Raw genomic sequence first — 23,582 nt, 5'->3', positions numbered from 1 at the left:
CCTCGGTGAGCGGCTCGCGGCCTGCGGGGTCACGGTGAACCTGGCGCCGTGCGCGGATCTGACGCTGACGCCCGACGACCCGATCATCGGGGTGCGGGCGTTCGGTTCGGATCCCGTGCACGCGTCGCCGCATGTCGCGGCCTACGTGACGGGGATGCAGAAGTACGGCGTCGCGGCCTGCGCGAAGCATTTCCCCGGCCACGGCGCGGCCACCGAGGACTCGCACGTGGCCCTGCCGGTGCTGCGACGGACCGAAGAAGAACTTCGGTCGGTCGAGCTCGTCCCGTTCGCCGCGGCGATCCGGGCCGGGGTCCGGTCGATCATGACCGGGCATCTCGTGGTCCCGGCGTGGGGTGAGCTGCCCGCGACGCTCAACGCCAAGGCCCTCACCGAGGTCCTGCGCGGGGAACTCGGCTTCACCGGCGCGATCATCACCGACGCGCTGGAGATGGGCGCGGTGTCCGGCGAGCTCGGCCGACACGACGGGCTCGGCAACGCCGCGGTCCGGTCGCTGATCGCCGGTGCCGACGCGCTGTGCATCGGGGGCGCGGCTTTCGACGCGGAGGTCCTCGACCGGATCACCGCGACGATCGTAGCCGCCGTGGCTTCCGGGGAACTGCCGCTCGAACGGCTCGCCGAGGCGTCCGCGCGGACCGCGGAGCTGGCGAAAGAGCCGGCGAAGGCCGAGATCGTGCCGGTCGACCACCGGCTCGGCCTCGAAGTCGCGCGCAAGGCACTGCGGATCCAGGGCAGCCCGCGCCTGGACGGCCCGCCGCTGGTGGTGGACGTCCGGACGGACCCGAACATCGCGGCCGGTCCGATGCCGTGGGGCCTCGGTTCGCACCTGACCGAGCTCGTTCCCGGCACGCGGGCGATCACCGTGTCCGGGGACGGCCTGGACACGGTTCTCGAATCGGCACAAGGGTTCCGCAGTGTCGTCGTCGTGACGCGGGAAGCACACCGGTACCCGGCGGTGCGCGCGCTGCTCGACGGGCTCCGGGAGTCCACTGTGGACGTCATCCGGGTGGAAACCGGCGCACCCGGTCCGGACGCCGGTGACGGCGACCGGATCGACACCTTCGGCGGCTCCTACGTGAGCCTGCGGGCGGCGGCCGAATACCTCGCTTGAGGCGATGGCGACGGGGACCTTGCCACCTGGGGATGTCCCCGTCGTCGCGCTGTCGGAGAGCGCCCCGGTGACAAATCGTGTCCTGTTCGCGACCCCCCTTAACTCCCGCTAGGCCGCCTGGGTGAATATTGTCTGGCATTCGACGTATCTGGTGCCGGGGTGCGCGGCACCTGTTGATGAGGGCGGGGAGTCCCCTTCACGGGGGCTCACGAGTGGAGGGGACGTGGGGATGGCAGCACTGAACGAGGATTACGTGACGATCCAGAGCCGGGCTCTGGTGGAAGCGGTACGGGTCGAGGGGGCCAAGGGAGTCGGCACGCGGAGCTACCAGCTGGCCGACCATCTCGCGGCGGAGGGCGGTATCCACCGCGGTGACATCACCGCCGCGACGTCGCTGATGCTGTCGGTGATGGCACGCTGCGACGGCGAGCCCGAAGCCGCCGCGCGGTTCTCGCAGAAACTCCGCGGGTGCGGACGGGACTCGATCGAACTGGTCGTCCACATCTGGCGGCTCGAATCCGGCCGTGACAAGGGCTGGCTGCCCCGGGCGCAGTACGACGCCCTGATGAAGTACGTGAAGAAGGAAGGGCGCACGGACCTGGCGCTCAAGGCGGTCATGATCGAACCCCGCGACCTGTAGGCACGAATACCCGTTGACTCCGCAGGTCAACGCGGTATGAGCGACCTGACGGCGTCGACGAGTCGGGCCCCGTCGAGCAGGACGAGGTCGTTGTGGTCGGCGCCCGTGATCTCGACCTGCCGGGCGGAGTTCGCGGTGGCGACGTCGCGGCTCTGCGCGGCCGGGATGATCGAGTCCGCGGAGCCGTACACGACGACGGTCGGCACCCGGACCCGCGCGAGATTTTCCTTGACCGGGAAGCGATCGCGCAGCAGAAGCCGGACGGGCAGGAACGGGTACAGCTCGCCGCCGGCGGCGGCCAGGTCGACGAACGGCGAGCGCAGGAGCAGCCCGGCCGGTGGATGGTCGACGGCCAGTTCGGTCACCACGGCCGATCCCAGGCTCTCGCCGTAGAAGATGATCCGTTCGGGTGCCAGTTTTTGTTCTTGGGTAAGGAATCCGTACGCGGCCCGGACGTCGAGGGCAAGACCGTCCTCGGTCGGGCTGCCCGGATTCCCGCCGTAGCCGCGGTAGTCGAACAGCAGGACGGTCAGCCCCGAGCGCGCGAGCGCGGCGGCCAGTGGCGCCCGGCCGAGCCGGTTGCCGCCGTTTCCGTTGGCCACCAGCACCGCCGTCACCGGGCCGGGACCCGTGGCCGGCACGAGCCAAGCGCCCAGGTCCAGCCCGTCGGTGGTGCGCAGGCGGACGTCCTGGGCTCCGGGCAGCACGGCGGCGGCCGGGGGCACGGGGGACGAGTCGGGCAGGTAGATGAGCTTGCGCTGGAAGATCCACACCGCGCCCAGCACCACCACGACGACGATCACCACCGTCACGAGCGCGCGCAGAACTCCGGCCTGGGTCATGCCCGGATTGTGCTCACCCTCGCCCCACTTCGCCATCTGTCGACATAACGTGATCTCTCGGGAACTGAGAGATCACGTTATGTCGACATCTCGTGACGCGTGACGCTGGGTCAAGACACCTGTGCTGCCATCCGGGTGCTCATGCCAAGACTCGCCCAGGCGGCGAGCACCAGCACGACCATCGAGAATCCCAGCAGAACCGTGGTGCTCGACAGGAAAGTCAGTGCCACACCGAGGAGCAGCACGGGAACGGCGAGTCCCGCGTAGGCGATCAGGAACAGTGCCGCGAGCACCTCGCCACGCGACGGCGGCAGGGCGAGCGACGCGGCCACCGCGACCGACGCCCGGAACTGCACACCGACGCCCGCACCCGCGATGACACCGGAGAGCACGAACAACGGCAGGCTCACCACCAGCACCGCCGCGGACATCGCGACGAGCCCGGTCGCCATGAGCAGCGCGGCCAGGCGCAGCTGGCGCACGATCGGCAGCCGCCCGGTGAGCACCTGGAGGACCGCCGCCGCACCGAAAACGGCGAACGTGACCGCGCCCGCGACGAACCGTGAGGTCTCGTGCAGCGTCCCCGCGATGAAGGTCGGCGCGAGCGAGGTGAACAGGCCGAAGATCGCGAAGGCCGAGAACGCCGCCGCGCCGGCCGAGTAGAACGTCCCCCGCGACGCCTGCGGCAACGAAACCCGCTGCGGGCGGTACGCGGGACGTTCTTCCCACCGCTCGACGGTTTCCGGCACGAGCGCGACCCCGATCGCGGCGAACGCGAGCAGGACGAGGAACACGACGTACGGCACGACCAGGGGCGCGGTGACCCACTGCGCGAGGAAGCCCGCGATGAGCGGGCCGAAGGCCAGTCCGCCGATGTTGACGAAACTGGAGACGGTGTTCGACGTCCGGCCGTCTTCCTTGGGCCACGCCACGGCCCGAAGCTCGCTCAGGTGCGCCGTGGCCGTCGCGGTCAGGGCGCCGACACCGACCCCGGAGACGAACCGCGCGACGAGCAGGCCGGGGACGTCGGGCCAGACGAGGAACAAGACCGCGGCGAGCAGCTCGATCACGACGGCGGCCAGGATGACGCGCCGCCGCCCGAGCCAGTCGCTCACGTGCCCGGCGAGGTACAGGCTCGCCATGACGCCGACCGCGTACGCGGCGAAAATGACGGTGATCAGGAAGGTGGCGAAGCCGTCGCGCGCCTGGTAGAGCGCGTAAAGCGGCGTCGGCACGGTCGAGAAGGCCATCACGACGAGGAACGCGAAGGCGATCACCCAGAAGCCCACCCCGTGGCGGAGCCTCCAGGTCGTGGATACCTCGGGCTTGGTGATCGTGGAAGTCATGCTTCCAGCGTGCGCCCGCCCATCGATCGTGTCCAACGAACATACTTGATACCAACGATCGATCTGAGCGATGATTGACCGGTGGACACCCGCCAGCTCGAATACTTCGTCGCGGTCGCCGAGGAGCTCAACTTCACCCGCGCCGCGCGACGCCTATTCGCGGTGCAGTCGACCGTGTCGGCCGGGATCCGGTCGCTCGAACACGAGCTCGGCGCCGCGCTCTTCGAAAGGTCGTCCAAACGGGTCGAGCTGACGTCGGCGGGCGTCGCCCTGCTCCCCGAGGCACACGCCGCCATCGAGGCGATCGATCGCGTGCGCGGCGCGGTAACCCTGACGAAGCGGGGCATCCGGGGACGGCTACGCGTCGGCATCTTCACCCACCTCGATTTCGTCGACCTGCCCGCGCTGTTCGGCGAGTTCCACGAGCGCTACCCGCTCGTCGATCTCCAGCTCGGCGCCTCACCGTCGGGCTCGACGGGTCTCGCGGACAACGTGCGCCGAGGCCGGATCGACGTCGCGTTCATGGGCCTGCCGGCACAGGACCTCGCCGGGTTCCGGGTCCTCGAACTCGCGAGCTCGGCGTTCGTCGCGGTGCTGCCCGCCGCGCATCCGCTGGCAGGCAAGGAAAGTGTGAGCCTCGCCGAACTCGCGGGCGAACTGTGGGTCGACGCGCCCGAAGGCTTCGGCAACCGCATCGCCGTCGAGCGTGCCTTCGCCGCCGCCGGTCTCGGCCGGACGGTCAAAGCGGAAGTCGCCGACCTCGGCGAGGTGCCCCGGTTCGTCCGGGCCGGTCTCGGTGTCGCGGTGTTGCCGCTGATCACCTACCGCCCGACGCCGGGTATCGTGCTGCTCCCGCTCGACGACGGTATCGGCTGGATGCTCAGTGCCATCAGCCGGCCGAAGCCGAGCCCGGCCATCGCCGCGCTGCTGGAACTCCTTGCGGAACGGATGCCATTGGGGGTCGGCTAGTGCTGGCGGCGCCGCCGACGCGGTTGCGCATACCCGCCCTGGCGAGACGATAGGGCTCGATTCCCCCGTGCAGCACCGAATCGGCGTTGGCCGCCTGGCCCAGCGCGTGCAGTTCGAAGGCGAGCAGCGAGACGTCGATGTCGGCCCGCAGTTCGCCGATGTCCTGTGCTTCCCGCGCGGTACGGGTGATGAACACGGAGAACGCCGTGCCCGCTTCGGCGACGGCGTCGTGGACACGGCCGGGCCGGGCGTCGAATTCGGCGCCCGTGTGAAAGAAGAAGCAGCCACCGGGGAAGATCCGGCGCTCCGAATAGCCCAGCCAGTTCTCGCACAACGCGCGCAATCGCCCGATCCCGGGTTCCACTTCGAGCGTCGGCCGGGTGACGTTGTCGGCGAAGATGTCTCCGGCGAACCGGATCGCGGCGAGCTGAAGCTCCTCTTTGGACCCGAACAACGCGAAAACGCCGCTCTTGCTCAGTTCGAGGTCGGCCGCGAGCCTGCCGATCGAGAGTCCTTCAAGCCCTTCGACGGAGGCGACGTCGGTGGCACGCTCCAGGATCGCCCGGCGGGTGGCCTCGCCCCGGACGAGCCGCCCGTCAACGGGCATCGCGGGCCGCCCAGCGTTCGACCGTCGACTCGATACCACCGCGGTACTGCTCCGCGAGTTCCGGAACGGCGAGAACCTTCTCCGCCAACCGGAAGTACGCGTCACGCCGTTCGCCGTCGAGGTGGGCCACGTTGGCGAAGGCCACCAGCTGAACCTCGGCGAGCGTCGGGGCCTCCGGAAGCCGCGAAACCAGCGTCATGGCCCCGGAAGCCGGGACCTCGCCGGTCTCCAGCACGCGCAGGTACCAGCCAGTGCGGCCGGAGTCGATCATCGCCGGGATGACGTCCTTGCGGCCGGTCTTCATCGCGAGCTTGAAGCACGGCTGTCGTGGCTGCGACACCTGTACTCGCGCGTCACCCCACGCCCAGACGTCGCCGATCCGCACGACCTGCTCGTCGGTACCGGTCACGGTGACGTTCTCGCCCATCGCTCCCGCCGAAACCTCGAAGCCGTCCGCCTGCCAGGCCGCGTAGTTCGAGGCGGGGTGGACATAGACGGCTTTGTCGACACCGCCGTGCACCGAGCGATCGGCCTGGTCGTCGCCGTCGAGGTTGATTTCGGACAGGCCGAGTGTCGGCACGGTCACCCGTGCCTTGGTGATCGCGCTGTACACCGGCCGTTCACGCACGAAGCCGAGCACGCTCGGCCTGCCGACGAAGACTGCTGAGAACCCGAGAGCCATGCCCAGAAAGTAGCACGACTGTTCGTATACTTTTCCTGGCGTGGGAAGGCTTCGTGTTGTCTGGACCAGTAAGGATGCGCTTCGGGCAATCGTCGTGGTATGCCCGAATGGCTTGGGGTGAAAGATGTCTCGTGAACCTTGATCGGACAGAACGCTCGGAATCCCTGGAATGTCAACAGGTTCCTGTGTTATGTAGCAATGCTAATGGTTACCGAGCGTCATGAATGTGGGTCGTAGATCATCGAACAACTGTTCTAGGTAAAGAAAAATGAGTTCTGCTCGGCGTGACGTAGCTCTCGATCGTTGCGGGGGAACGACTTTCCGTCACGGTCTGGCCGTGACTGTCCACTTGAAGGTAACCGCTGATCAGCGGGCATGATGGCCAAGAGGGATGTACTTCTGGTGAGAGTGATGGAATCCCTTTGGTGACAACAAGTTACGAAGATCCGCTGGCCCGTGCCGGAGATCACCGCGTAGGCGGTACCTCCACTGCCGGGCGGGTGCGAAAGTAGCCATGGTTGTCGGCACACAGTAAGCCGGGATTCCGCCGCACGAGGGCGGTTACTGGCATATGGGAGCACGAAGTGGATCTTGCCGCCCAGCAGGACGGTTATTTCACGACCGGGTACCACGACCTACTCCGGGACAAGGTTCGGATCTTCGCCGAGGCGGAAGTGCGTCCGCTGATCGCCGAGATGGAGTCGTCCCGGTCCGTCCATCATGGATTGTCGCGGTTGATCGCCGAGCAGGGATGGATCGGCGTCACGATCGGCTCGCGGTACGGCGGAATGGGTTTGGGGCACCTGGCCAAGACCATCATCATCGAGGAGCTGGCGCGCGTGAGCGGCGCCATGGGCGCCATGGTGCAGGCGTCCCAGCTGGGCGTGGCGAAGATCCTCCACTTCGGCAACGAGCGCCAGAAGAGCCGGTGGCTGCCCGAAATCGCCGCGGGTCGCTGCCTGCCCACCATCGCGGTGACCGAGCCCGAGTCCGGTGGTCACGTGCTGGGTATGGCGTCGACGGCGCGGCGCGACGGTGACGACTACATCCTCAACGGGCGCAAGGTGTTCGTCGGCAACAGCCATGTCGGCGACCTCCATGGCGTCGTGATGCGCACGGGGCCCGGGTCGAAGGGGCTGTCGGCGTTTCTGGTCGAGGCGGGCACTTCCGGGCTCTCCCTCGGCGAGCACGAGGCCACGATGGGGCTGCACGGATTCAGCTTCGGCGAGCTCGTCTTCGAGGACGTCCGGGTGCCGGCGGAGAACCTGCTCGGGTCCGAAGGGGATGGCCTGCCCGTCGCGTACTCGTCCAGTGTCCTTTATGGACGTCCTAACCTGACCGCGGTCTCACTCGGCATCCATCGGGCGCTGGTCGAGGAGACCATCCAGTTCACCCAGGAGCACCGTCGTTATGGCAAGCCACTGGGAGAACTTCCGACGGTCAAGCAGAAATTGGGACAGCTACAGTCCCAGCTGATGACCGCGCGCCTGCTGGCCTACCACGCGGCACACCTGCTTGACGAGGGCCTGCCGTGTGACACCGAGCTGATGAACGCCAAGCTCGTCAACGTCGAGTCCTCTTTGGACTCTGCGCGGACGGCGATGGAGGTGCACGCCGCGTACGGGCTGTCCGCCGACCGTGGGGTCGAGCGGTACGTCCGCGACGCGCACCACATCTACGCTCCCGCCGGGACTTCCGACGTCCAGCGGCTACGACTGGCCGAAGTGGCGCTGGGATCATCGTCCAAGGAACAGTGGTCGCTCATCCTGTCCGAGCAGCTCAGGGATAGCGCTGACGGTTTGCGGACGCCAGCTGGTCCGCCCGCTCCTGAACCAGTGTCATCAGTTCGGCTGCCATCGACTTGATGGTTTCGAGGCCGGCACGGCCCCACGGGCGCGGTTCGTTTGCGATGACACAGACGGTGCCCAGTGCCGTGCCCGTCCGGTCGATCAGCGGGGCACCCAGGTAGCTACGGATGCCGAGCTTGTCGACCACCGGGTTGCCCGCGAACCGCGGGTAGTCGCAGACGTCGTCGAGTACCAGCGCCTTGCGCCGCACCACCACGTGCGGGCAGAAACCGTGGTCCAGTGCCATGGTCCGGCCCGGGCTCCCGTGCGCGGAGGCCTGTGCGGCCTCCAGCGCGGAGCTGGTCGCCGAGTTGGACGGCGTGTAGAGCCCGGCGAAGTACTGTTCCTGGTCGCCGACGAAGTTCACCATCGCGTAGGGCGCGCCGGTGATCTGCGCGAGCCTGGCCGCGAACTGGTCGAACTCCTGGTCCGGACGCGAGGTCAGCCCGAGCTCGCGCATCCGCGCCATCCGGCGGGGGGCCTCCGGGTCGTCGGGGGCGGTGATGAGACGGTCTTCGTCATAGGGCATGGCTGGTGGCTCCGTATCCGGTGGCGGTGATGGCGGTTTCCCCTTGACGTGACGGGAAATCCGCGACGATGTGTTCGATGAGCTGGATCAGCACGCTCTTGGCCGAGCCGGCGTTGCGGGCGTCGCACCGCAGGAGCGGTACGTGCGCCTTGAGGTCGAGCGCGGCCCGGAGAGCGGTGTCGGTGTAGGGGTGCGCGCCGTCGAATTCGTTGATGGCGACGACGAACCTGATGCCACGCCGTTCGAAGAACTCGACCGCCGCGAAGCAGTCTTCCAGACGCCGGGTGTCGGCCAGCACGACCGCGCCGAGCGCGCCGCGGGACAGTTCGTCCCACATGAACCAGAATCGCTGCTGGCCCGGTGTGCCGAACAGGTACAGCACCATGTTGTCCGCGGCGAAGGTGATCCGGCCGAAGTCCATCGCGACCGTGGTGGTGTGCTTGCCTTCGACACCGTCCAGGCTGTCGGTGCCGATACTGGCCGCGGTGATGGTCTCCTCGGTGGTGAGCGGCTCGATCTCGCTCACCGCACCGACGAACGTCGTCTTGCCGACGCCGAAACCACCCGCGACGATGAGCTTGAACTGGATGGGGTACGCCTCAGAGGCGTCGGAGACCATGGAGCAATCTCTCCAAATTTTCCGGGGTGGGGGTTTCGAACCTGGGGTATCTCGTGGTGACCGCACCCGACTCGATGAGATCCGACAGCAGCACCTTGGTGACCATCACCGGCTGCCGCAGATGCGCGGCGACCTCGGCGACGGACGTGGGGGAGTGGCACAGGTGCAGCGCCTGGGCGTGTTCCCGCCCGAGCCGTTCCGGTGCCACCGTGCCACGACCGGTCGCGCGCACGATCGACACGAGGTCGAGCGGCGTGCTGGGCTGGGTCCGCCCCGCGGTCGAGGTGTAGGGACGGACCCACAGCTCGCCGAAGTCGTGCCCGTGATCGGCAGCGGTCATGCTCGCCTGATCCTGTTGTCGATGGCGCTATAGGTCTGCTGGCGGCTGGGCGTGGCGAGATGGTCGGGCACCTGGGTGCTGAGCTTGCCCATCTCGTAGCTCAGGATCGACGCGTCGACGTCACGGCTGGCGAGGACGGCGAGAACGGTGCCGGTGCTGGCCGCGGTGACGAACAGGATGATGTCGCCGAGTTCCGAGATGACTTGCCGGACCCCGCCGCCGCCGCCGAACCGGCTGCCCACTTGGTGGGACAGCGAGAAAAGCCCGCTGGACAACGCCGCCAGCGCGTCCGCGCCGTCACGGTCCAGGCCGTGCCAGTACTTCGCCATCCCATCTGCCGAGAGCAGCAGCGCGCTCTGGGTGCCGGGGACTTTCTCCGCCAACCGGGACAGGAGAAAGGTCAGGTCGTCGGCCATGGGGACTCTCCTTGGGTGGTTCCGTGCTGGGGTTGGGGCGTCTCGGCGGGCGGGTCCTGTTCGGTGCGCCCGCGGTTGAAGCCTTGCTGGACGGTGGCCATCAGATTCGTGGTGTGGCCGGGGAGCGGCCGGGTGGGGGAGGTGGGCTCGCGCAGCTGCGGGCTCAGGTAGGACCCACGCCGTTGCGGCAGCGGCGGGTGTTCGGGCTGTGCGGGCTGTTCGGCGGGGGCTCCGTCGAGCGCGTTGCGGATTTGGTCGGGTGGCTGCGCCTGCGGAACGGACGCGGACGGTTGCCGGGGCTGACGCATCGGCAACGGGTTGCCGCGCTGTGCGTCGTTGCCGTAGGTCGCCGGCGCGGGCGGCAGGTTCGCCGCGGGAACACGGGCCTCCTGTGGTGCCTGCGGTGCCTGCGACGACTGCGGAGCCGGCCGAGGGGTGGCTTTCTCCACCGGCGGGTCGACGAGGAGTTGGTGTGGCAGCACGATGGCGGCGTCGATCCCGCCGAACACGTTGGTCTGCAACCGGACGCGGACGTGGTGGCGTCCGGCGAGCTGTTTGACCACGGCGAGGCCGATCCGGCCGTCGCCGAGCAGTTCGGTGATGTCGATCGTGGTGGAGCCGTCGAGCAGGTGGTTGATCTGCTCCAGGTCCTCGGAGTTCATTCCGAGACCGCGGTCCTGGACTTCGATCGCGAGCCCGGCGGTCACCTTCTGCGCGCGCAGTACGACCTTGCCGGAGTCGGGGGCGGAGAACGTCGTCGCGTTCTCCAGCAGTTCGGCGAGCAGGTGGATGATCTCGGCGACGACGTGTCCGTGCAGGTGGGCGCCTTCGACGCCGATGATCGAGATCTGCTTGTAGTGCTCGATTTCGGCGACGGCGGAGCGCAGCACGGCGTAGACGCTGACCGGTTTGACCGACCGGCGCTGGGGGGCTTCCCCGCCGAGGACGGCGATGTTCTCCGCCTGGCGGCGTACCCGGGTGACGAGGTGGTCGACGCCGAACAGGCCGCGCAGGATTTCGGGGTCTTCGATATCGCGTTCGAGCGTGTCGATCTGCCCGATCGCGCGGTTGACAAGGGACTGCAGCCGCCGGGCCAGCTTGACGAACACCTCCCGGCGCTGGTCCGGGTCATCCGAGTCCGCCGCGCGCACGGCCTCGACCGGCGCGGGATCGGCGGCCGGGACGAATTCGGCGGGGGCGGCGAACTGCGCCTGGCTGAGCGAGCGGGTGGCGGAAACGGCGCGGGAGCCCGCGATCACGACCACGAGCACACTGCCCGCCCCGACGCACACGGCGACCAGCGTCGCCAGTGATTGTTCGAGAACCACGGTCACGATTCCCGCGGCGCCGAGCACGGCCACCACGACCACCGAAACCAGGGCAATACGCCGAAGTCGCGCTCGGAGGCCGTCGACGACAGCCGAGCCGGCGCGGCCGCCTCCCTGTTCGCGCTCCCACGGCGGGGGGATCGGCCTGCCGGGTGATGGCGAATCAGACATCAGGTCCTTCCTTGATTTGGACAGCAACAGAGAACAGCTGACACATATCTCATCGATGCGGCACCACAGGCCTGACGCGGACAAATGATCTTGGCGCGAGCGATCCTACCTCAATGACCACGCCCAAAATGGGGCCCTGCCGGGCAACCCTTGCCCGGCGTGCTGTCCTGCCCGGTCGTCCGGACGACCGGAGCACGCTGGGGAAGTTTTCCCGATTGCCGTGTCAAGGAGCTGCTTCCCGAGTGTCCCGATTGATAACGGCGGCCATCGGGGAGTCGATTGCCACGTGCGGAGCCGGGAAACCCGCAGTCCTTTCCCTGTCCGGCCGGAAAACGGTTATAGCGCACCGGCCACCAGGAAGTAGACCACCCCGCCGAGCACCGCGCCGAGCAGCGTGCCGGTGACGACCTGGGCCGTGGTGTGGTCGCGCAGTTCGACGCGCGACCAGCAGACCCAGATCACCAACGGGATGAGCAGCGCCATGACCGGGCCGTAGACCACGATGAGCATGACGGTCGCCCCCGCGGCGACGACGGCGTGCATCGAGATCTTGAACTTCAGGCCGAAGGTGATGGCCAGCGCGGCGATCAGGCAGGCGAGCTCGGCCGCGGCCATCGCGATCATCCGATGTGGCGCGTTGCCGACCAGCAACAGGGCCAGTCCACCGCCGAGGGAGAGGATGCAGACGGCGAACGGGACGAGCCGTCCGGCACGGTCGGTGACGTGGTGGCTGTCCCATTTCCCTTGCCGTGCCCCGCGGATGATGACGGCCATCGGGATCAGCGACCCGGTGATGCCGACGACGAGCCCCCACAACAAGGTCTCGCCGAGGTGGTGCCCGGTGACTTCCCAGCCCACGACGAGCGGCAGCCCGAGCACCCACACCCACGGCGCGAGCACTTCTGTCGCCAGCCGTGCCGCTGTCCGGCGAGAGGAGGGGGCGGGCGTGGTGCGGTTCATGAGCAGGACCGTTCTTCCTGTAGGCGGTGTGGGTATCACGAGATGTCGACATCTCGTGATACCCGGCGTCCGCAACTACCGCCATCTGTCGACAGATGGCGGAGGTGGTGAGCCTCAGTAGAAGCGCCGGAGGTCGGGCCAGAGTTGCGACCACGGTGCCGCGGGGCCGGAGCACAGTGCGATGGGGGTGCCCTGTTCCTCGTTGTCCAGGCCGATTCCGTTGTCGTGCACCGCGACCACCCGGCAGCCGGTGAACAGGCGCTGAGTTTCGGAAATGTCTTCGAACCCGCCGACCAGCACCACAGGCCCGGTCATGGTATCCGGTGGCGGACCCCAGTCCGCATAGGACATATGCCCGGAGTGCGGCTGTGGCAGTCCGTACTCTTCGCGGTACCGCTCGACCGCGCCCGCTTGCCCGTAGCTGCTGGTGAAGATCGTCGCGGTGCCTCGCTGTTCCACTGGAATCTGTTTCCAGGCAAGCGAAACCGTGTGCGCGAACTCCGGCCATCCGACCTGCTCGCCCGGTTCCCGGTTCATCGCGAGCACCGGCCCCAGGTCCGCGGCCGGCAGGACGGGCAGGCCGATCACCACGGAGATCGCCGCGGCCACCACGGCCAAGACGGCGGCGACGGAACGCCGGACCGTGCGGCGTCCCCGATCGAGCCAGCGTAGCGCCGGTTCCGCACCGGCCGCGGTCAGCAGCACCAGGAGCGGCACCGAGTAGTACGGTTTTCCGCCCAGTACCAGCAATCCGACACACAGGACCGGGTAGCTCACCGCGAGCGCGCGGGCCCAGCGCAGCGCCGGGTCCCGCCACAGCCGCACGATCCCGGCGAGCCACACCGGGACCAGCACCGGCGAGACGTAGACCAGTTGCATGGGCACGAACAGGATCCGGTTCTCGGCGCCGTCGTCCTCACTGATCCCGCTAGCGACGGTCAGCAGCGGGAAACCGTGCGCGGCCTGCCAAAGCACCGTCGGCGCCGCGAGTACCGCGGCCACCACGACACCGGCGGCGAGCCAGCCGCTGCGCAAGACCTCTCGCGGGCCGGTGACCAGCAGCGCGATACCGAGCGCGGCCACCAGGAGCAACACGAGCCATTTGTTCTCGAGCCCGACACCGACAGCCGCGCCGACGGCGATCCACCAGCGCCCGTCACCGGTACGCAGCAAGCGCAGAGCGAAGAAACCGATCACCGTCCACATGAGCACGTCGACGGTCGTGGTGGACAGCATGTGCGACACCGCGAGCACGAACGACGACAACGCCGCCGCCACGGCCGACAGCACCTGTGCGCCCCGGCCGCCGCCCAGTTCCCTGGCGACCAGCGCGACGACGATGGCCGTCGCCGCGCCGATCAGGGTAGCGGCGACTCGCACCCCGCTCGGGGTGTCGCCGAAGACGGTCGCCGACAGGTGCGCGAGCACCGGCGTGATCGGTGGCTGGTCGACATAACCCCAGTCCGGGCGGGCGCCGGCGGCCAGGAAATACAGCTCGTCGCGGTGGAATCCGTATCGGCCGGAGAGTGCGGTGAGCACGGCGATCTGCACCGCGACGACGACACCGACCGGGCCCAGTGCGAGCCGGGGCAGGGGATCGGTGTGCGCGTCCATCGCTAGTTCCTCGCCGCGGGCGCGGGCAGGCCGCCGGGCGCCGGGCGGAAGTGGCGTCCCGCGCCGACGTCGCCGCCTGCCGCGCGCCACCAGCTCGCCTGCCGCCCGGTCCGGATGCCGTCGACGATGACGTCCACCCCGGCCAGGTGCGCGATTTCGATCAGGTTCGTCAGCGACCGCGCGACGAGGGAGTCTTCGCCGGCCCGCTCGGTCTGCCGCTGGACGAGCCGCCGCGCGACCCGGACGGCCTGCACCGGAAGGTCCTCCAGGCATTCCACGTCACCCGTGGCGCCGTACCCGTGCACTTCGGACTCGATGCCGATGTCGGCCAGCACGCGCACATTGTCGACCGCCTCGCCGTGGTCGGTCAGCAGCGCCTGGATGGGAAAGCCGGGACGCAGCCACTCCGGGCTCAACCCGGTCTCGTCGAGGGTGCGCTGGATCCCGCCGACCAGGTCCGGGTCGGCCGCGAGATTCGGCGTCAGCCCGAGGGCGAGCGGCAGGTCCTGACCGGAGCGGGTCTGCCAGCCGCGCATCTCCTCACAGGCCGATCGCACGAACCAGTTGCCGAGCGGCAGGCTCAGCCCAGTCTCGTCGGCCACCTTCAGGCACCGGCCATGCGGCAGGGGACCGAGCTCGGGGTGATCCCACTGCAGCAACGCCTCGATACCGATGACCCGCTCGTCGCCGAGACGCACCATCGGCTGGTAGACGACCCGGATCTCGCCGGTCTCCCAGGCGCCCGGCATGGTCGCGGCGAGACTGAACGCCTTGCGGTCACGCAGATCTTGCGCCGCGTCGAACAGCTGCCACTGCCGGTGCCCGTTGCGCCGGGCGCGCCGCAGCGTCATGTCCGCCGCCCGCAGCAGCTCGGCCGGATCGGTGTCCCGCGCCGGGCGGTGCACCACGCCGATGCTCGCCGACGCCGCCACCCCGCGGTGCCCGTTGACGTAGATCGGGGCGGAGAGCTCCTGGTGGATGCGGCGGACCGTGGTGACGACGTCCGGGGTGCCCGGCGTGTTCACCACGAGGACGCAGAACTCGTCGCCGCCGACCCTGGCGACGATCGCGTTCTCCGGCGCGAAGATGCTCTGCAGCCTGCCCGCGACGGTCTTGAGCAGCCTGTCGCCCACGTCGTGGCCGAGGCCGTCGGTGACCAGCGAGAATCCGTCGAGATCGAGATGGTAGAGCGTGATGCCGGTGGCCGGGTCGGCGTGCCGGAGCGCGTTTTCCAAGCGGGTGCTGAAGAATTGCCGGTTCGGCAGGCCGGTCAGCGCGTCGTGCAGCGACTGGTGGCTCAGCCGTCGCTGCAGCAGCGAAACCTCGGTGTCGTCGTCGATGATCGTCACGAAATGGTGTGGTTCGCCCTCTTCGTCGCGGACCAGTGTCGCGGTGAAGGACGCCCACATCGTCTCGCCGTCCTGGGCGAGGAGACGGCACGTCTGCCGTAGCCGGGTCTGGTCGGCGAGCAGCTCCTGGTACGCGTCGCGCAGATCGTCGACGTCTTCGGCGTGGACGAGGTCGAACAGGGTGAGTTCGGCGAGCTCGGCCGTGGACCGCCGCAACGTCTTGGCGAGCGCGGGATTGGCGCGCAGCAACCGGCCGTCGAGCTCGGTGAGCGCGACACCGCTGGTGGTGCGGGAGAAGATCTCGTCGAACTGCGCCCGGCTGATCTTCAGCTTGCGCCGCGAATCCCGGGCGACGTTGAGCAGCGACTGGTTGAGCAGCTCCTGCCGCTGCTGGGTGACCAGCCTGAGCGTTTCGCTGTAGTCCGCCGTCATCTCGCCGAGCACCAGCACGATGCGGTCGGCGAGATTGTCCGCGCGGCTCAGTTCGGGCTCGCGCAGCATGGCCTTGCCGAGCACCTCCACCGAGCGGCGGATGCTGTCGCGGCCGACACACTGCAGCTCCACGAGCCGGGTGCCGGCCTCGCCGGCGGGTGCGCTTTCGAACGGCTCGCTGAGGACGGAGTCGAACAGCCTGTCGACCAGTTCCAGCAGTTGCCGCTCGACCTCGGTGTGCTGGAGCGGAAGATAAGCCGTGGTGCTGATCAGATACGCCCATTTGCGCGCGAGTTTCGCCCGCCGGGCCCTGGCCTCTTCGGGGGAGCCGCCCGGTTCCGCCGAGTCCTCGTTATTCGAAAAGGGGGCACACATGTCAGCCTGTCCAGTGGTCTGAGACGCTCTGGCACGGAATCGCCGCGGGGCGACGGTGGATTCTATCGAGCACAGCCGGATCACCGATGATCCGATCGGGTGACAACACTCGGGACGACGCCGATTCGCTGCCCCAGCCAGACCCGGGTCGCGTTCCGATACTGGTCAGCGTTCTGATGCAGACCCAGCGAATGTCCGGCGTTCGGCAGCACATAGGTGGAAAGATTTGCCGATGGGCTGAAATAGGACGCTTCCTGTACCCGCAGCCGTTCGGCGCTGGAACAATCGCGCAGCGCGAGTAAACCGCAGAACAGAATGTCATTCCCGCCGACGGCCTGGAAAACGGGCACGTCGATACCGAGTGTCGCCGGAAGCACGATGCCGAACACCGCCACGGTTCCCATCCCCGGCACGGAGACCTGGTCCTTGGTGACCTCGTCGGCCGCGATCGCCCGCGGATCGGCGTTGCCCTGCGCGTAGAACAGTCCCGCGCGGGCGCCCGGCCTGGTCGCGAAATACAACGGATCGCTGCCGAGCCGGGCGAGGTCGGAGTCGAGGAAGACCGGCTGCAGCCCGAGCGCGGCGCCCAGCGCGAGCGCCGGAACCGAAGGCAGATGCGTGATTCCGCTCAGGACAACGCCGTCGACGTCGTGATAGGTCGCGGCCTCGGCGGCCACGATGCCCGAGCCCACGGAATGCCCGACGATGACGACCTTGGCGAACGGCAGCCCGTCGACCCGGCCGGCGCGGAGATGACCGACGACGTCGTGCAGTGACCGCGCCTCCGCGCCGATCAGCAGCGGGACACTGAACGGCTTGGTGCTCCGGCCGGTGCCGAGCCGGTCGACCGCGAAGGTGGCGAACCCGTTCTTCGCCATGTCGCGCTGATAGGAGTAATGGCTTGGGTCGTAAGGAAGATCCCAGTAGGCGCTGTTGTAGGTGCCGCCGTGGACCAGCAGTTGCACGGCGGCCGGCGTGGCGCCCGAAGGCAGGCACAACCGGCCGTGCATGGTCGCCGGTGCGATGGGACCGGCCACCGGGAGGTCGGTGTCCGAGCAGTTCACTTCCGCTGCCAGTGCCTGCGGCGCGGCGGCGGCGGCGCTGCCGAGCAAAGCACAACAGGCGAACAACGCGGTGATCGCCTTCACCGGCAGTCGCACGGGAAATCCTCCGAATCCGGAAACTCTTGAAGGCGAAAACGCTACACCCGACAGGGGTTCGTTCCCTGCAAGGTGGTGGCGCGGTGGATCATTCGTGCCGTGCTATCACCGTCATCGGCAGCCGGTTGGGCTGCATTGTCGCGGTGATCTTGGGGTACACGGTTTTCCCTGGTAACGGGACCAGCCGCCACCGCGCGGCCAGTGTCGCCGCCGCGATGGTGATTTCGATCGGCGCGAACACGTGCCCCGGGCAAAGCCGGGCCCCGGCACCGAAAGGAATGTAGGCACCTTTCGGCAAAGCGGCGGCTCCCGGCGCCCACCGGTCGGGATCGAACCTGGCGGGATCGGGGAACCAGCGCGGATCCTGGTGCAGGGTGTGCTGGCTGACGGCGACCTCGGTCCCCGGCGGCAGCGAAACCCCGGCGATGTCCACGGTTTCCCGGGTCCGCCGCATGAGGATCAGTGGCGGGTTCCGGCGCAGGACCTCGTTGACGATCTGCTGGGTGTACCCGAGCCGGGGAACGTCGTCGAAGGTGGCGGGCCGTCCGCCCAGCACTTCGTCGACCTCCGCGTGGAACCGCCGTTCGATGTCGCCGTGCTGCCCGATTTCGTGAAAGAACCAGGCCAGTGCCACGGCGGTGGTTTCGGCGCCGGTGGTGAGGATCGTGATGACCTCGTCGTGGATCTGCTCGTCGGTCATTGGTTCGCCGGTGTCCTCGTCGGTGGCCAGCAGCAAGGTCGATAGCAGATCGCCGTGGTCACCGCCGTCGGCCCTGGCGTTGACGATGACGTCCGGTATCACCTTCCGGAGGCGCGCGGCGGCCGCGTCGAATTCCCGGTTCGCCTTGATGGGCAGCTTTTCGATCACCTTTGACGAGAAGGCTCGCACGAGCACGTAGTCGAGCATGATCGGGATCGACCGCTGGATCTCGTCGAGCACCTCCCGGCCGAGTTCGGTGGAGAACAGCGTCTGGCCGGAGACGCTCAGTGCCAGGTCCTGAAGTTCCTCGTCCAGCGCCACAACCTGGCCGTGGCACCAGGAATCAGCCAGCCGTGCGGCCAGCGGGGTCACTGTGGACGCGGCGTATCCGGCGATCCTGCCGCGGGAAAAGGCGGGCAGTACCATCCGGCGCTGCCGCCGGTTGAACTCGCCGTTCGACGTCGCGATGCCGTCACCGAACAGCGGGCGCATCTTGTCGAAGACGATGCCCTTGTCGAACTTGTCGGCGTCGACGGCCAGGATCTGCCAGGCCAGTTCCGGGGTGGTGACCAGGTACACCGGCAGCGGGCCGAGGTGCAGCCGGACCAGTTCGCCGTGGGAGCGCAAGGAAGCCAGGAATTTCACCGGGCCGCGCAGCAGGGAAACGCTGTGCCCGAGCAGCGGCAGACGGCCGGGAACTGCCCGGACCTGATCCCGCGGGTCGGCCGGCATCCGGCAACACTAGTTCCGCGGCGGGAGAAGACGGAAAACGCGCGCGGATATCCACACAAACGGACGAGCATCGCGGCTACACTCGCCCATTCGACAAGCACTTCCGCCGACGAAAACGGGGGACCACGGTGACCGAGCGCCTCGACTGGGTGCCGCCCGACGTCGATACGAGTGTGCCCAATCCGGCCCGGGTATACGACTACTGGCTCGACGGCGATCACAATTTCCAGGCCGATCGCGAACTGGGTGAGAAAATACTGAAGATCATGCCGGGTGTTCGCGACGCGTCCCGGCTGAATCGGGCATTCCTGCGCCGCGCGGCCGGATTCATGGTTGATTCGGGAGTCCGGCAATTCCTCGACATCGGTTCCGGTATTCCGACCGTCGGGAATCTGCACGAAATCGTGCAGCGCGCCGATCCGGAATGCCGGGTGGTCTACGTCGACCGGGAGCCGGTGGCCGTCGCGCACAGCCGGATGCTGCTCGAGGGCAATGACCGCTGCGAGGTGATCCAGGCCGACCTGCGCGACGTCGACGACATCCTCGACGCGCCCGAAACCGCCCGGCTGCTGGACTTCGACCAGCCGGTCGGGCTGTTCATGCTGCTGTTGCTGCACTTCGTCCCGGACGCCTGGAATCCGGAGGCCATCCTCGCCCGCTACCGCGACAGGCTCGCCCCGGGCAGCTTCCTGGCCGTCTCGCATGTCGCCGCCGACACGGAGGCCGCGCGGCTACCCGAAGCCGTCGAGGCCTACAAAAGCACCCAGAACCAGCCCTATCCCCGCACCTACGATGAGGTGATCCGGTTTTTCGACGGCTACGAACTCGTTGAGCCGGGGCTGGTCGGCTGCGCGATGTGGCGGCCGCAGGGCGTCGGGGACATGTCTGACGACCCAACGGTCAACTCGCTGCCCTACGCCGGGGTCGGCCGCAAGCCCTGACCTGCCATACCGCTGGTATGTTGACGGCATGCCGAGCGACACGATCCTGAAGACGATGAACGCCGTCCACCGAGGCCTGGTCAAGATCAGTGGCGGGCGGCTGGGCTTGCACGTCTCGAACATGCCCGTTGTCGAGCTGACCACGATCGGCCGCAAGACGGGCCAGCCGCGCTCGGTGATGCTGACCTCGCCGCTGCGGGAGGGCGACGCGCTGGTGGTCGTCGCGTCACGCGGTGGCGACGACCAGCCGCCGCTGTGGCTGCTCAACATCCAGGCCAAGCCCGAGGTCGAGGTGTCCGTGCAGGGCAAGCCGGCCGTCGGCATGCAGGCCAGGGTCGCGACCGCCGAAGAGCGGGCCCGCATGTGGCCGCTGATCACCGCCGACCACAAGAACTACGCCGACTACCAGAAGAAGACCGACCGCGAGATCGCGCTCGTCCTGCTCGAGCCGAAGGCCTGAGCTCACTTCCGTGAAGACCGGGAGGCCCGCAGGAACTCCCGGTTCAGGTTGACGATGCTGGTGAACGGGATGCCCTTGGGGCAGGACGCGACGCATTCGCCACTGTTGGTGCAGCCGCCGAAACCCTCGTCGTCCATGGTCCCGACCATGTCGAGTACCCGCTGTTCGCGTTCCGGCTGCCCCTGCGGCAGCAGGTTCAGGTGTGTCACCTTCGCCGAGGTGAACAGCATCGACGAGCCGTTCGGGCACGCCGCCACACAGGCGCCGCAGCCGATGCAGGTGGCGTTGTCGAAGGCCAGGTCCGCGTCCGGTTTGGGCACCGGTGTGGCGTGCGCGTCGGGTGCGCTGCCGGTCGGGGCGGTGACGTAGCCGCCCGACTGCACGATCCGGTCGAACGCCGAGCGGTCGACGACGAGGTCCTTGATGATCGGGAAGGCCTGGGCGCGCCACGGCTCGACGTCGATCACGTCGCCGTCGCGGAACGCGCGCATGTGCAGCTGGCAGGTGGTGGTCTGCTCGGGTCCGTGCGCGCGGCCGTTGATCACGACGCCGCACGCGCCGCAGATGCCTTCGCGGCAGTCGTGGTCGAACGCGACCGGTTCTTCGCCGCGCAGCACGAGTTCCTCGTTGAGGACGTCGAGCATCTCCAGGAACGACATGTCCGGGCTGATGTCGTCGACCGGGTAGGTGACCAGGCCGCCCTCGCTGTCGGGGCCGGCCTGGCGCCAGATGCGAACGGTGAGCTTCACGTGTAACTCCGCTGGGTGGGGTGGACGTAGCTGAACTCGAGGTTTTCCTTGTGGAGCACCGGGTTCTCGCCGGTGTACTCCCAGGCCGCGACGTAGCTGAAGTGTTCGTCGTCGCGTTGCGCTTCGCCTTCGGTGGTCTGGTGTTCCTCGCGGAAGTGCCCGCCGCAGGACTCCTCGCGTGCCAGTGCGTCGAGCAGGAGAAGCTCGCCGAACTCGAGGAAATCCGCGACCCGGTTGGCCTTTTCGAGCTCCTGGTTCAGCGCTTCGCCCGAGCCGGGAACCTTGACCGAGTTCCAGAACTCCTTGCGCAGCTCGGGAATCCGCTCGAGTGCCTTGCGCAGCCCGGCCTCGCTGCGGGCCATGCCGCAGTACTCCCACATCAGCGTGCCCAGTTCGCGGTGGAACGAGTCGACCGTCCGGTCGCCTTTGTTGGACAGTAGTTTGTGGAGCCGCTCGGTGACCTCGGCCTCGACCTGGGCGACCGCCGGGTTGTCCGCGGCGATGTCTTCGAAGCCGCCGCGCGCGATGTAGTCGTTGACTGTCGAGGGGAGGACGAAGTAGCCGTCCGCGAGCCCTTGCATCAGCGCGGAGGCGCCGAGCCGGTTGGCGCCGTGGTCGGAGAAGTTCGCCTCGCCGATCACGAACAGGCCCGGGATGGTGCTCTGCAGGTCGTAGTCGACCCACAGCCCGCCCATCGTGTAGTGGATCGCGGGATAGATGCGCATGGGGGTCTCGTACGGGTTCTCCGCGGTGATGCGCTCGTACATGTCGAAAAGGTTGCCGTAGCTGGCTTCGATCGCGGGCCGCCCGAGGCGTGTGATCGCGTCGGCGAAGTCGAGGTACACCCCGAGCCCGCCCGGCCCGACCCCGAAACCGGCGTCGCACTGGTTCTTCGCCGCGCGCGAGGCGATGTCGCGCGGGACCAGGTTGCCGAAGCTGGGGTAGATCCGCTCCAGGTAGTAGTCGCGCTCGTCTTCGGGGATCTCGCCCGGCGGACGCGGATCGCCCTTCTGCTTCGGCACCCAGATCCGGCCGTCGTTGCGCAGTGACTCGCTCATCAGCGTGAGTTTCGACTGGTGCTCGCCCGACCGCGGGATGCAGGTCGGATGGATCTGCGTGTAGCAGGGATTCGCCAGGTAGGCGCCGCGTTTGTGGGCCCGCCAGATCACGCTGGCGTTGGAGCCCTTGGCGTTGGTGGAGAGGTAGAAGAGGTTGCCGTAGCCGCCGGTGGCGAGCACGACGGCGTCGGCGAGATGGGTCTCGACCTTGCCGGTGACGAGGTCGCGCGTGACGATGCCGCGGGCTTTGCCGTCGATCACGACGAGGTCTAGCATCTCGGTGCGGGCGTGGAGTTCGACGTTGCCGGCGTCGATCTGCTTCGACAGCGCCTGGTACGCGCCGATCAGGAGCTGCTGCCCGGTCTGGCCGCGTGCGTAGAAGGTGCGTTGCACCTGGACGCCGCCGAAAGATCGGGTGTCGAGCAGGCCGCCGTATTCCCGCGCGAACGGGACACCCTGTGCCACGGCCTGGTCGATGATCTGGCCCGAGACCTCGGCCAATCGGTACACATTGGACTCCCGGGAGCGGAAGTCACCGCCCTTCACCGTGTCGTAGAAGAGCCGATACACCGAGTCGCCGTCGTTGCGGTAGTTCTTGGCCGCGTTGATCCCGCCCTGTGCCGCGACGGAATGCGCGCGGCGCGGGGAGTCCTGGAAGCAGAACTGGACGACGTGGTAGCCCTGCTCGGCGAGGGTCGCGCCCGCCGAACCGCCCGCGAGCCCGGTGCCCACCACGATGACCCGGTGCTTGCGCCGGTTCGCCGGGTTGACCAGCTTGGCCGAGAACTTCCTTTCCTGCCAACGTCCTTCGATGGGGCCTTGCGGTGCTTTGGTGTCGGCGATGGGTTCGCCGACGGTGTAGTCGAGCATGTCAGCTCACCAGTCCTGTCATCACGCCGAGGGGAACGACCGCGAAACCCGCCGTGATCACCACGGCGAGGGTCGTGCCGAGGGTTTTGATCGCCTTGTCACGCGCCGGCCGGTTGACGCCGAGGGTCTGCGCGGCGCTCCAGAACCCGTGGTTGATGTGGATGCCGACCATCGCGATCGCGACGAGGTAGATGACGTTGACCCACCACACCTGGAAGTCCGCGACGACGTTGTGATGCGGCTGGCCCGCCTTGAAATCCTGGTTCGCCACGCCGACGGTCAGGTCGAGGATGTGCCAGACGATGTACAGCGCCAGGATCACGCCGCCCCAGCGCATGGTGCGGGTGGCGAACGTCGCCTTCGCCCGCTGTCCGTGCTGGTAGCGCACCGGACGCGCCCGGAGGTCGCGTTTGGACAGTTGCGCCGCCGCGACGACGTGGGCGACCAGTGCGACGAGCAGGCCGGCGCGCATGATCCACAGGAACCACTCGTGATGCAGCACCGGCTCGCCGATCGTGCGCAGCCAGGCGGCGTATCCGTTGAAGTCGGTCGGCCCGAAGAAGATTTTCAGGTTGCCGAGCATGTGAAAAAACAGGAACCCGAGCATCATCAGGCCGGAGACGGCCATGACCGCCTTCTTCCCGATCGTCGAGTCCCAGAAGGTGCGCGCCGCCGAACGTTTGCGCGTTGCGAGATCAACTACCACGGATTCGACGG

Annotated in this window: 23 protein-coding genes; 6 read left to right on the top strand and 17 right to left on the bottom strand. The window is 68.1% G+C overall.

Annotated elements, in window-relative coordinates; all coding sequences use genetic code 11:
• Together VGP60_RS22795 and VGP60_RS22790 are read left to right on the top strand one after the other, a co-directional pair.
• Positions 1–1,129, top strand: a 1,129-nt coding sequence (locus VGP60_RS22795; RefSeq protein ID WP_327550094.1) for a glycoside hydrolase family 3 protein, incomplete at its 5' end; no start/stop codon positions are given.
• A 229-nt stretch (positions 1,130–1,358) separates the two neighbouring features.
• Complete coding sequence (locus VGP60_RS22790; RefSeq protein ID WP_327550093.1) at positions 1,359–1,769, top strand: hypothetical protein; 411 nt, start codon at positions 1,359–1,361, stop codon at positions 1,767–1,769.
• A gap of 26 nt (positions 1,770–1,795) precedes the next feature.
• Here the strand turns inward: VGP60_RS22790 and VGP60_RS22785 are convergent, their stop codons facing one another.
• Together VGP60_RS22785 and VGP60_RS22780 are read right to left on the bottom strand one after the other, a co-directional pair.
• On the bottom strand, positions 1,796–2,647 hold the full coding sequence (locus VGP60_RS22785) for an alpha/beta hydrolase (protein ID WP_327550092.1): 852 nt from the start codon (positions 2,645–2,647) through the stop codon (positions 1,796–1,798).
• 74 nt (positions 2,648–2,721) lie between these two features.
• Positions 2,722–3,957, bottom strand: a complete 1,236-nt coding sequence (locus tag VGP60_RS22780; protein ID WP_327550091.1) for an MFS transporter — start codon at positions 3,955–3,957, stop codon at positions 2,722–2,724.
• Between the two features lie 81 nt (positions 3,958–4,038).
• Between VGP60_RS22780 and VGP60_RS22775 the strand changes: the two genes are divergently transcribed.
• The gene (locus tag VGP60_RS22775) at positions 4,039–4,926 is read left to right on the top strand and encodes a LysR family transcriptional regulator (protein WP_327550090.1); all 888 of its coding nucleotides are present in this window, start codon (positions 4,039–4,041) and stop codon (positions 4,924–4,926) included.
• On the opposite strand, the gene VGP60_RS22770 is transcribed toward VGP60_RS22775, so the two are convergent.
• Positions 4,847–5,533, bottom strand: a complete 687-nt coding sequence (locus VGP60_RS22770) for a TetR/AcrR family transcriptional regulator (protein WP_327550089.1) — start codon at positions 5,531–5,533, stop codon at positions 4,847–4,849. The genes VGP60_RS22775 and VGP60_RS22770 overlap by 80 nt on opposite strands.
• Positions 5,523–6,215: an MOSC domain-containing protein gene (locus tag VGP60_RS22765; protein WP_327550088.1), complete on the bottom strand. Its 693-nt coding sequence runs from the start codon at positions 6,213–6,215 to the stop codon at positions 5,523–5,525. The genes VGP60_RS22770 and VGP60_RS22765 overlap by 11 nt, the downstream gene beginning before the upstream one ends.
• 584 nt (positions 6,216–6,799) lie before the next feature.
• Here VGP60_RS22765 and VGP60_RS22760 point away from each other — a divergent pair.
• The gene (locus VGP60_RS22760; protein WP_327550087.1) at positions 6,800–8,080 is read left to right on the top strand and encodes an acyl-CoA dehydrogenase family protein; all 1,281 of its coding nucleotides are present in this window, start codon (positions 6,800–6,802) and stop codon (positions 8,078–8,080) included.
• On the opposite strand, the gene VGP60_RS22755 is transcribed toward VGP60_RS22760, so the two are convergent.
• The 10 genes from VGP60_RS22755 to VGP60_RS22710 form a co-directional block, all read right to left on the bottom strand.
• Positions 7,995–8,591, bottom strand: coding sequence for a GAF domain-containing protein (locus VGP60_RS22755; protein WP_327550086.1), 597 nt, complete (start codon positions 8,589–8,591; stop codon positions 7,995–7,997). The two genes, VGP60_RS22760 and VGP60_RS22755, sit on opposite strands and share 86 nt — an antisense overlap.
• Positions 8,581–9,210, bottom strand: a complete 630-nt coding sequence (locus VGP60_RS22750; RefSeq protein ID WP_327550085.1) for an ATP/GTP-binding protein — start codon at positions 9,208–9,210, stop codon at positions 8,581–8,583. Before VGP60_RS22750 ends, VGP60_RS22755 begins: the two co-directional genes overlap by 11 nt.
• Positions 9,191–9,550 (bottom strand): DUF742 domain-containing protein, encoded by a 360-nt coding sequence (locus VGP60_RS22745; RefSeq protein ID WP_327550084.1) that lies wholly within the window; start codon positions 9,548–9,550, stop codon positions 9,191–9,193. The genes VGP60_RS22750 and VGP60_RS22745 overlap by 20 nt, the downstream gene beginning before the upstream one ends.
• A complete protein-coding gene (locus tag VGP60_RS22740) occupies positions 9,547–9,966 on the bottom strand; it encodes a roadblock/LC7 domain-containing protein (RefSeq protein ID WP_327550083.1) in 420 nt (139 codons plus the stop codon). Before VGP60_RS22740 ends, VGP60_RS22745 begins: the two co-directional genes overlap by 4 nt.
• Complete coding sequence (locus tag VGP60_RS22735) at positions 9,951–11,465, bottom strand: sensor histidine kinase (protein ID WP_327550082.1); 1,515 nt, start codon at positions 11,463–11,465, stop codon at positions 9,951–9,953. Before VGP60_RS22735 ends, VGP60_RS22740 begins: the two co-directional genes overlap by 16 nt.
• A gap of 336 nt (positions 11,466–11,801) precedes the next feature.
• Positions 11,802–12,425 carry a hypothetical protein gene (locus VGP60_RS22730; RefSeq protein WP_327550081.1) on the bottom strand — a complete coding sequence of 208 codons (624 nt, stop codon included), beginning with the start codon at positions 12,423–12,425 and terminating at the stop codon, positions 11,802–11,804.
• Between the two features lie 114 nt (positions 12,426–12,539).
• Complete coding sequence (locus VGP60_RS22725; protein ID WP_327550080.1) at positions 12,540–14,039, bottom strand: glycosyltransferase family 39 protein; 1,500 nt, start codon at positions 14,037–14,039, stop codon at positions 12,540–12,542.
• 2 nt (positions 14,040–14,041) lie between these two features.
• Entirely contained in the window at positions 14,042–16,195 is a 2,154-nt protein-coding gene (locus tag VGP60_RS22720; protein ID WP_327550079.1) for a putative bifunctional diguanylate cyclase/phosphodiesterase, read from the bottom strand.
• An 80-nt stretch (positions 16,196–16,275) separates the two neighbouring features.
• On the bottom strand, positions 16,276–17,355 hold the full coding sequence (locus tag VGP60_RS22715) for an alpha/beta hydrolase (protein WP_327550078.1): 1,080 nt from the start codon (positions 17,353–17,355) through the stop codon (positions 16,276–16,278).
• 88 nt (positions 17,356–17,443) lie between these two features.
• Positions 17,444–18,787 (bottom strand): cytochrome P450, encoded by a 1,344-nt coding sequence (locus VGP60_RS22710; RefSeq protein WP_327550077.1) that lies wholly within the window; start codon positions 18,785–18,787, stop codon positions 17,444–17,446.
• Positions 18,788–18,915: 128 nt separating this feature from the next.
• On the opposite strand from VGP60_RS22710, the gene VGP60_RS22705 reads away from it, so the two are divergent.
• Entirely contained in the window at positions 18,916–19,728 is an 813-nt protein-coding gene (locus tag VGP60_RS22705) for an SAM-dependent methyltransferase (RefSeq protein WP_327550076.1), read from the top strand.
• Between the two features lie 28 nt (positions 19,729–19,756).
• Positions 19,757–20,188, top strand: a complete 432-nt coding sequence (locus tag VGP60_RS22700) for a nitroreductase/quinone reductase family protein (protein WP_327550075.1) — start codon at positions 19,757–19,759, stop codon at positions 20,186–20,188.
• Between the two features lie 2 nt (positions 20,189–20,190).
• On the opposite strand, the gene VGP60_RS22695 is transcribed toward VGP60_RS22700, so the two are convergent.
• The 3 genes from VGP60_RS22695 to VGP60_RS22685 are packed head-to-tail and all read right to left on the bottom strand — an operon-like array spanning position 20,191 to position 23,571.
• Positions 20,191–20,937: a succinate dehydrogenase/fumarate reductase iron-sulfur subunit gene (locus tag VGP60_RS22695; RefSeq protein ID WP_327550074.1), complete on the bottom strand. Its 747-nt coding sequence runs from the start codon at positions 20,935–20,937 to the stop codon at positions 20,191–20,193.
• The gene (locus VGP60_RS22690) at positions 20,934–22,865 is read right to left on the bottom strand and encodes a fumarate reductase/succinate dehydrogenase flavoprotein subunit (protein ID WP_327550073.1); all 1,932 of its coding nucleotides are present in this window, start codon (positions 22,863–22,865) and stop codon (positions 20,934–20,936) included. Before VGP60_RS22690 ends, VGP60_RS22695 begins: the two co-directional genes overlap by 4 nt.
• A 1-nt stretch (position 22,866) precedes the next feature.
• Positions 22,867–23,571 (bottom strand): succinate dehydrogenase cytochrome b subunit, encoded by a 705-nt coding sequence (locus VGP60_RS22685; RefSeq protein WP_327550072.1) that lies wholly within the window; start codon positions 23,569–23,571, stop codon positions 22,867–22,869.
• Positions 23,572–23,582 lie beyond the last annotated feature (11 nt).

This window comes from Amycolatopsis sp. (assembly GCF_036008905.1).
Taxonomy (GTDB): domain Bacteria; phylum Actinomycetota; class Actinomycetes; order Mycobacteriales; family Pseudonocardiaceae; genus Amycolatopsis.
The sequence above is the reverse complement of the archived record's forward strand: the minus strand, read 5'-3'. Positions and strand labels throughout refer to the sequence as shown.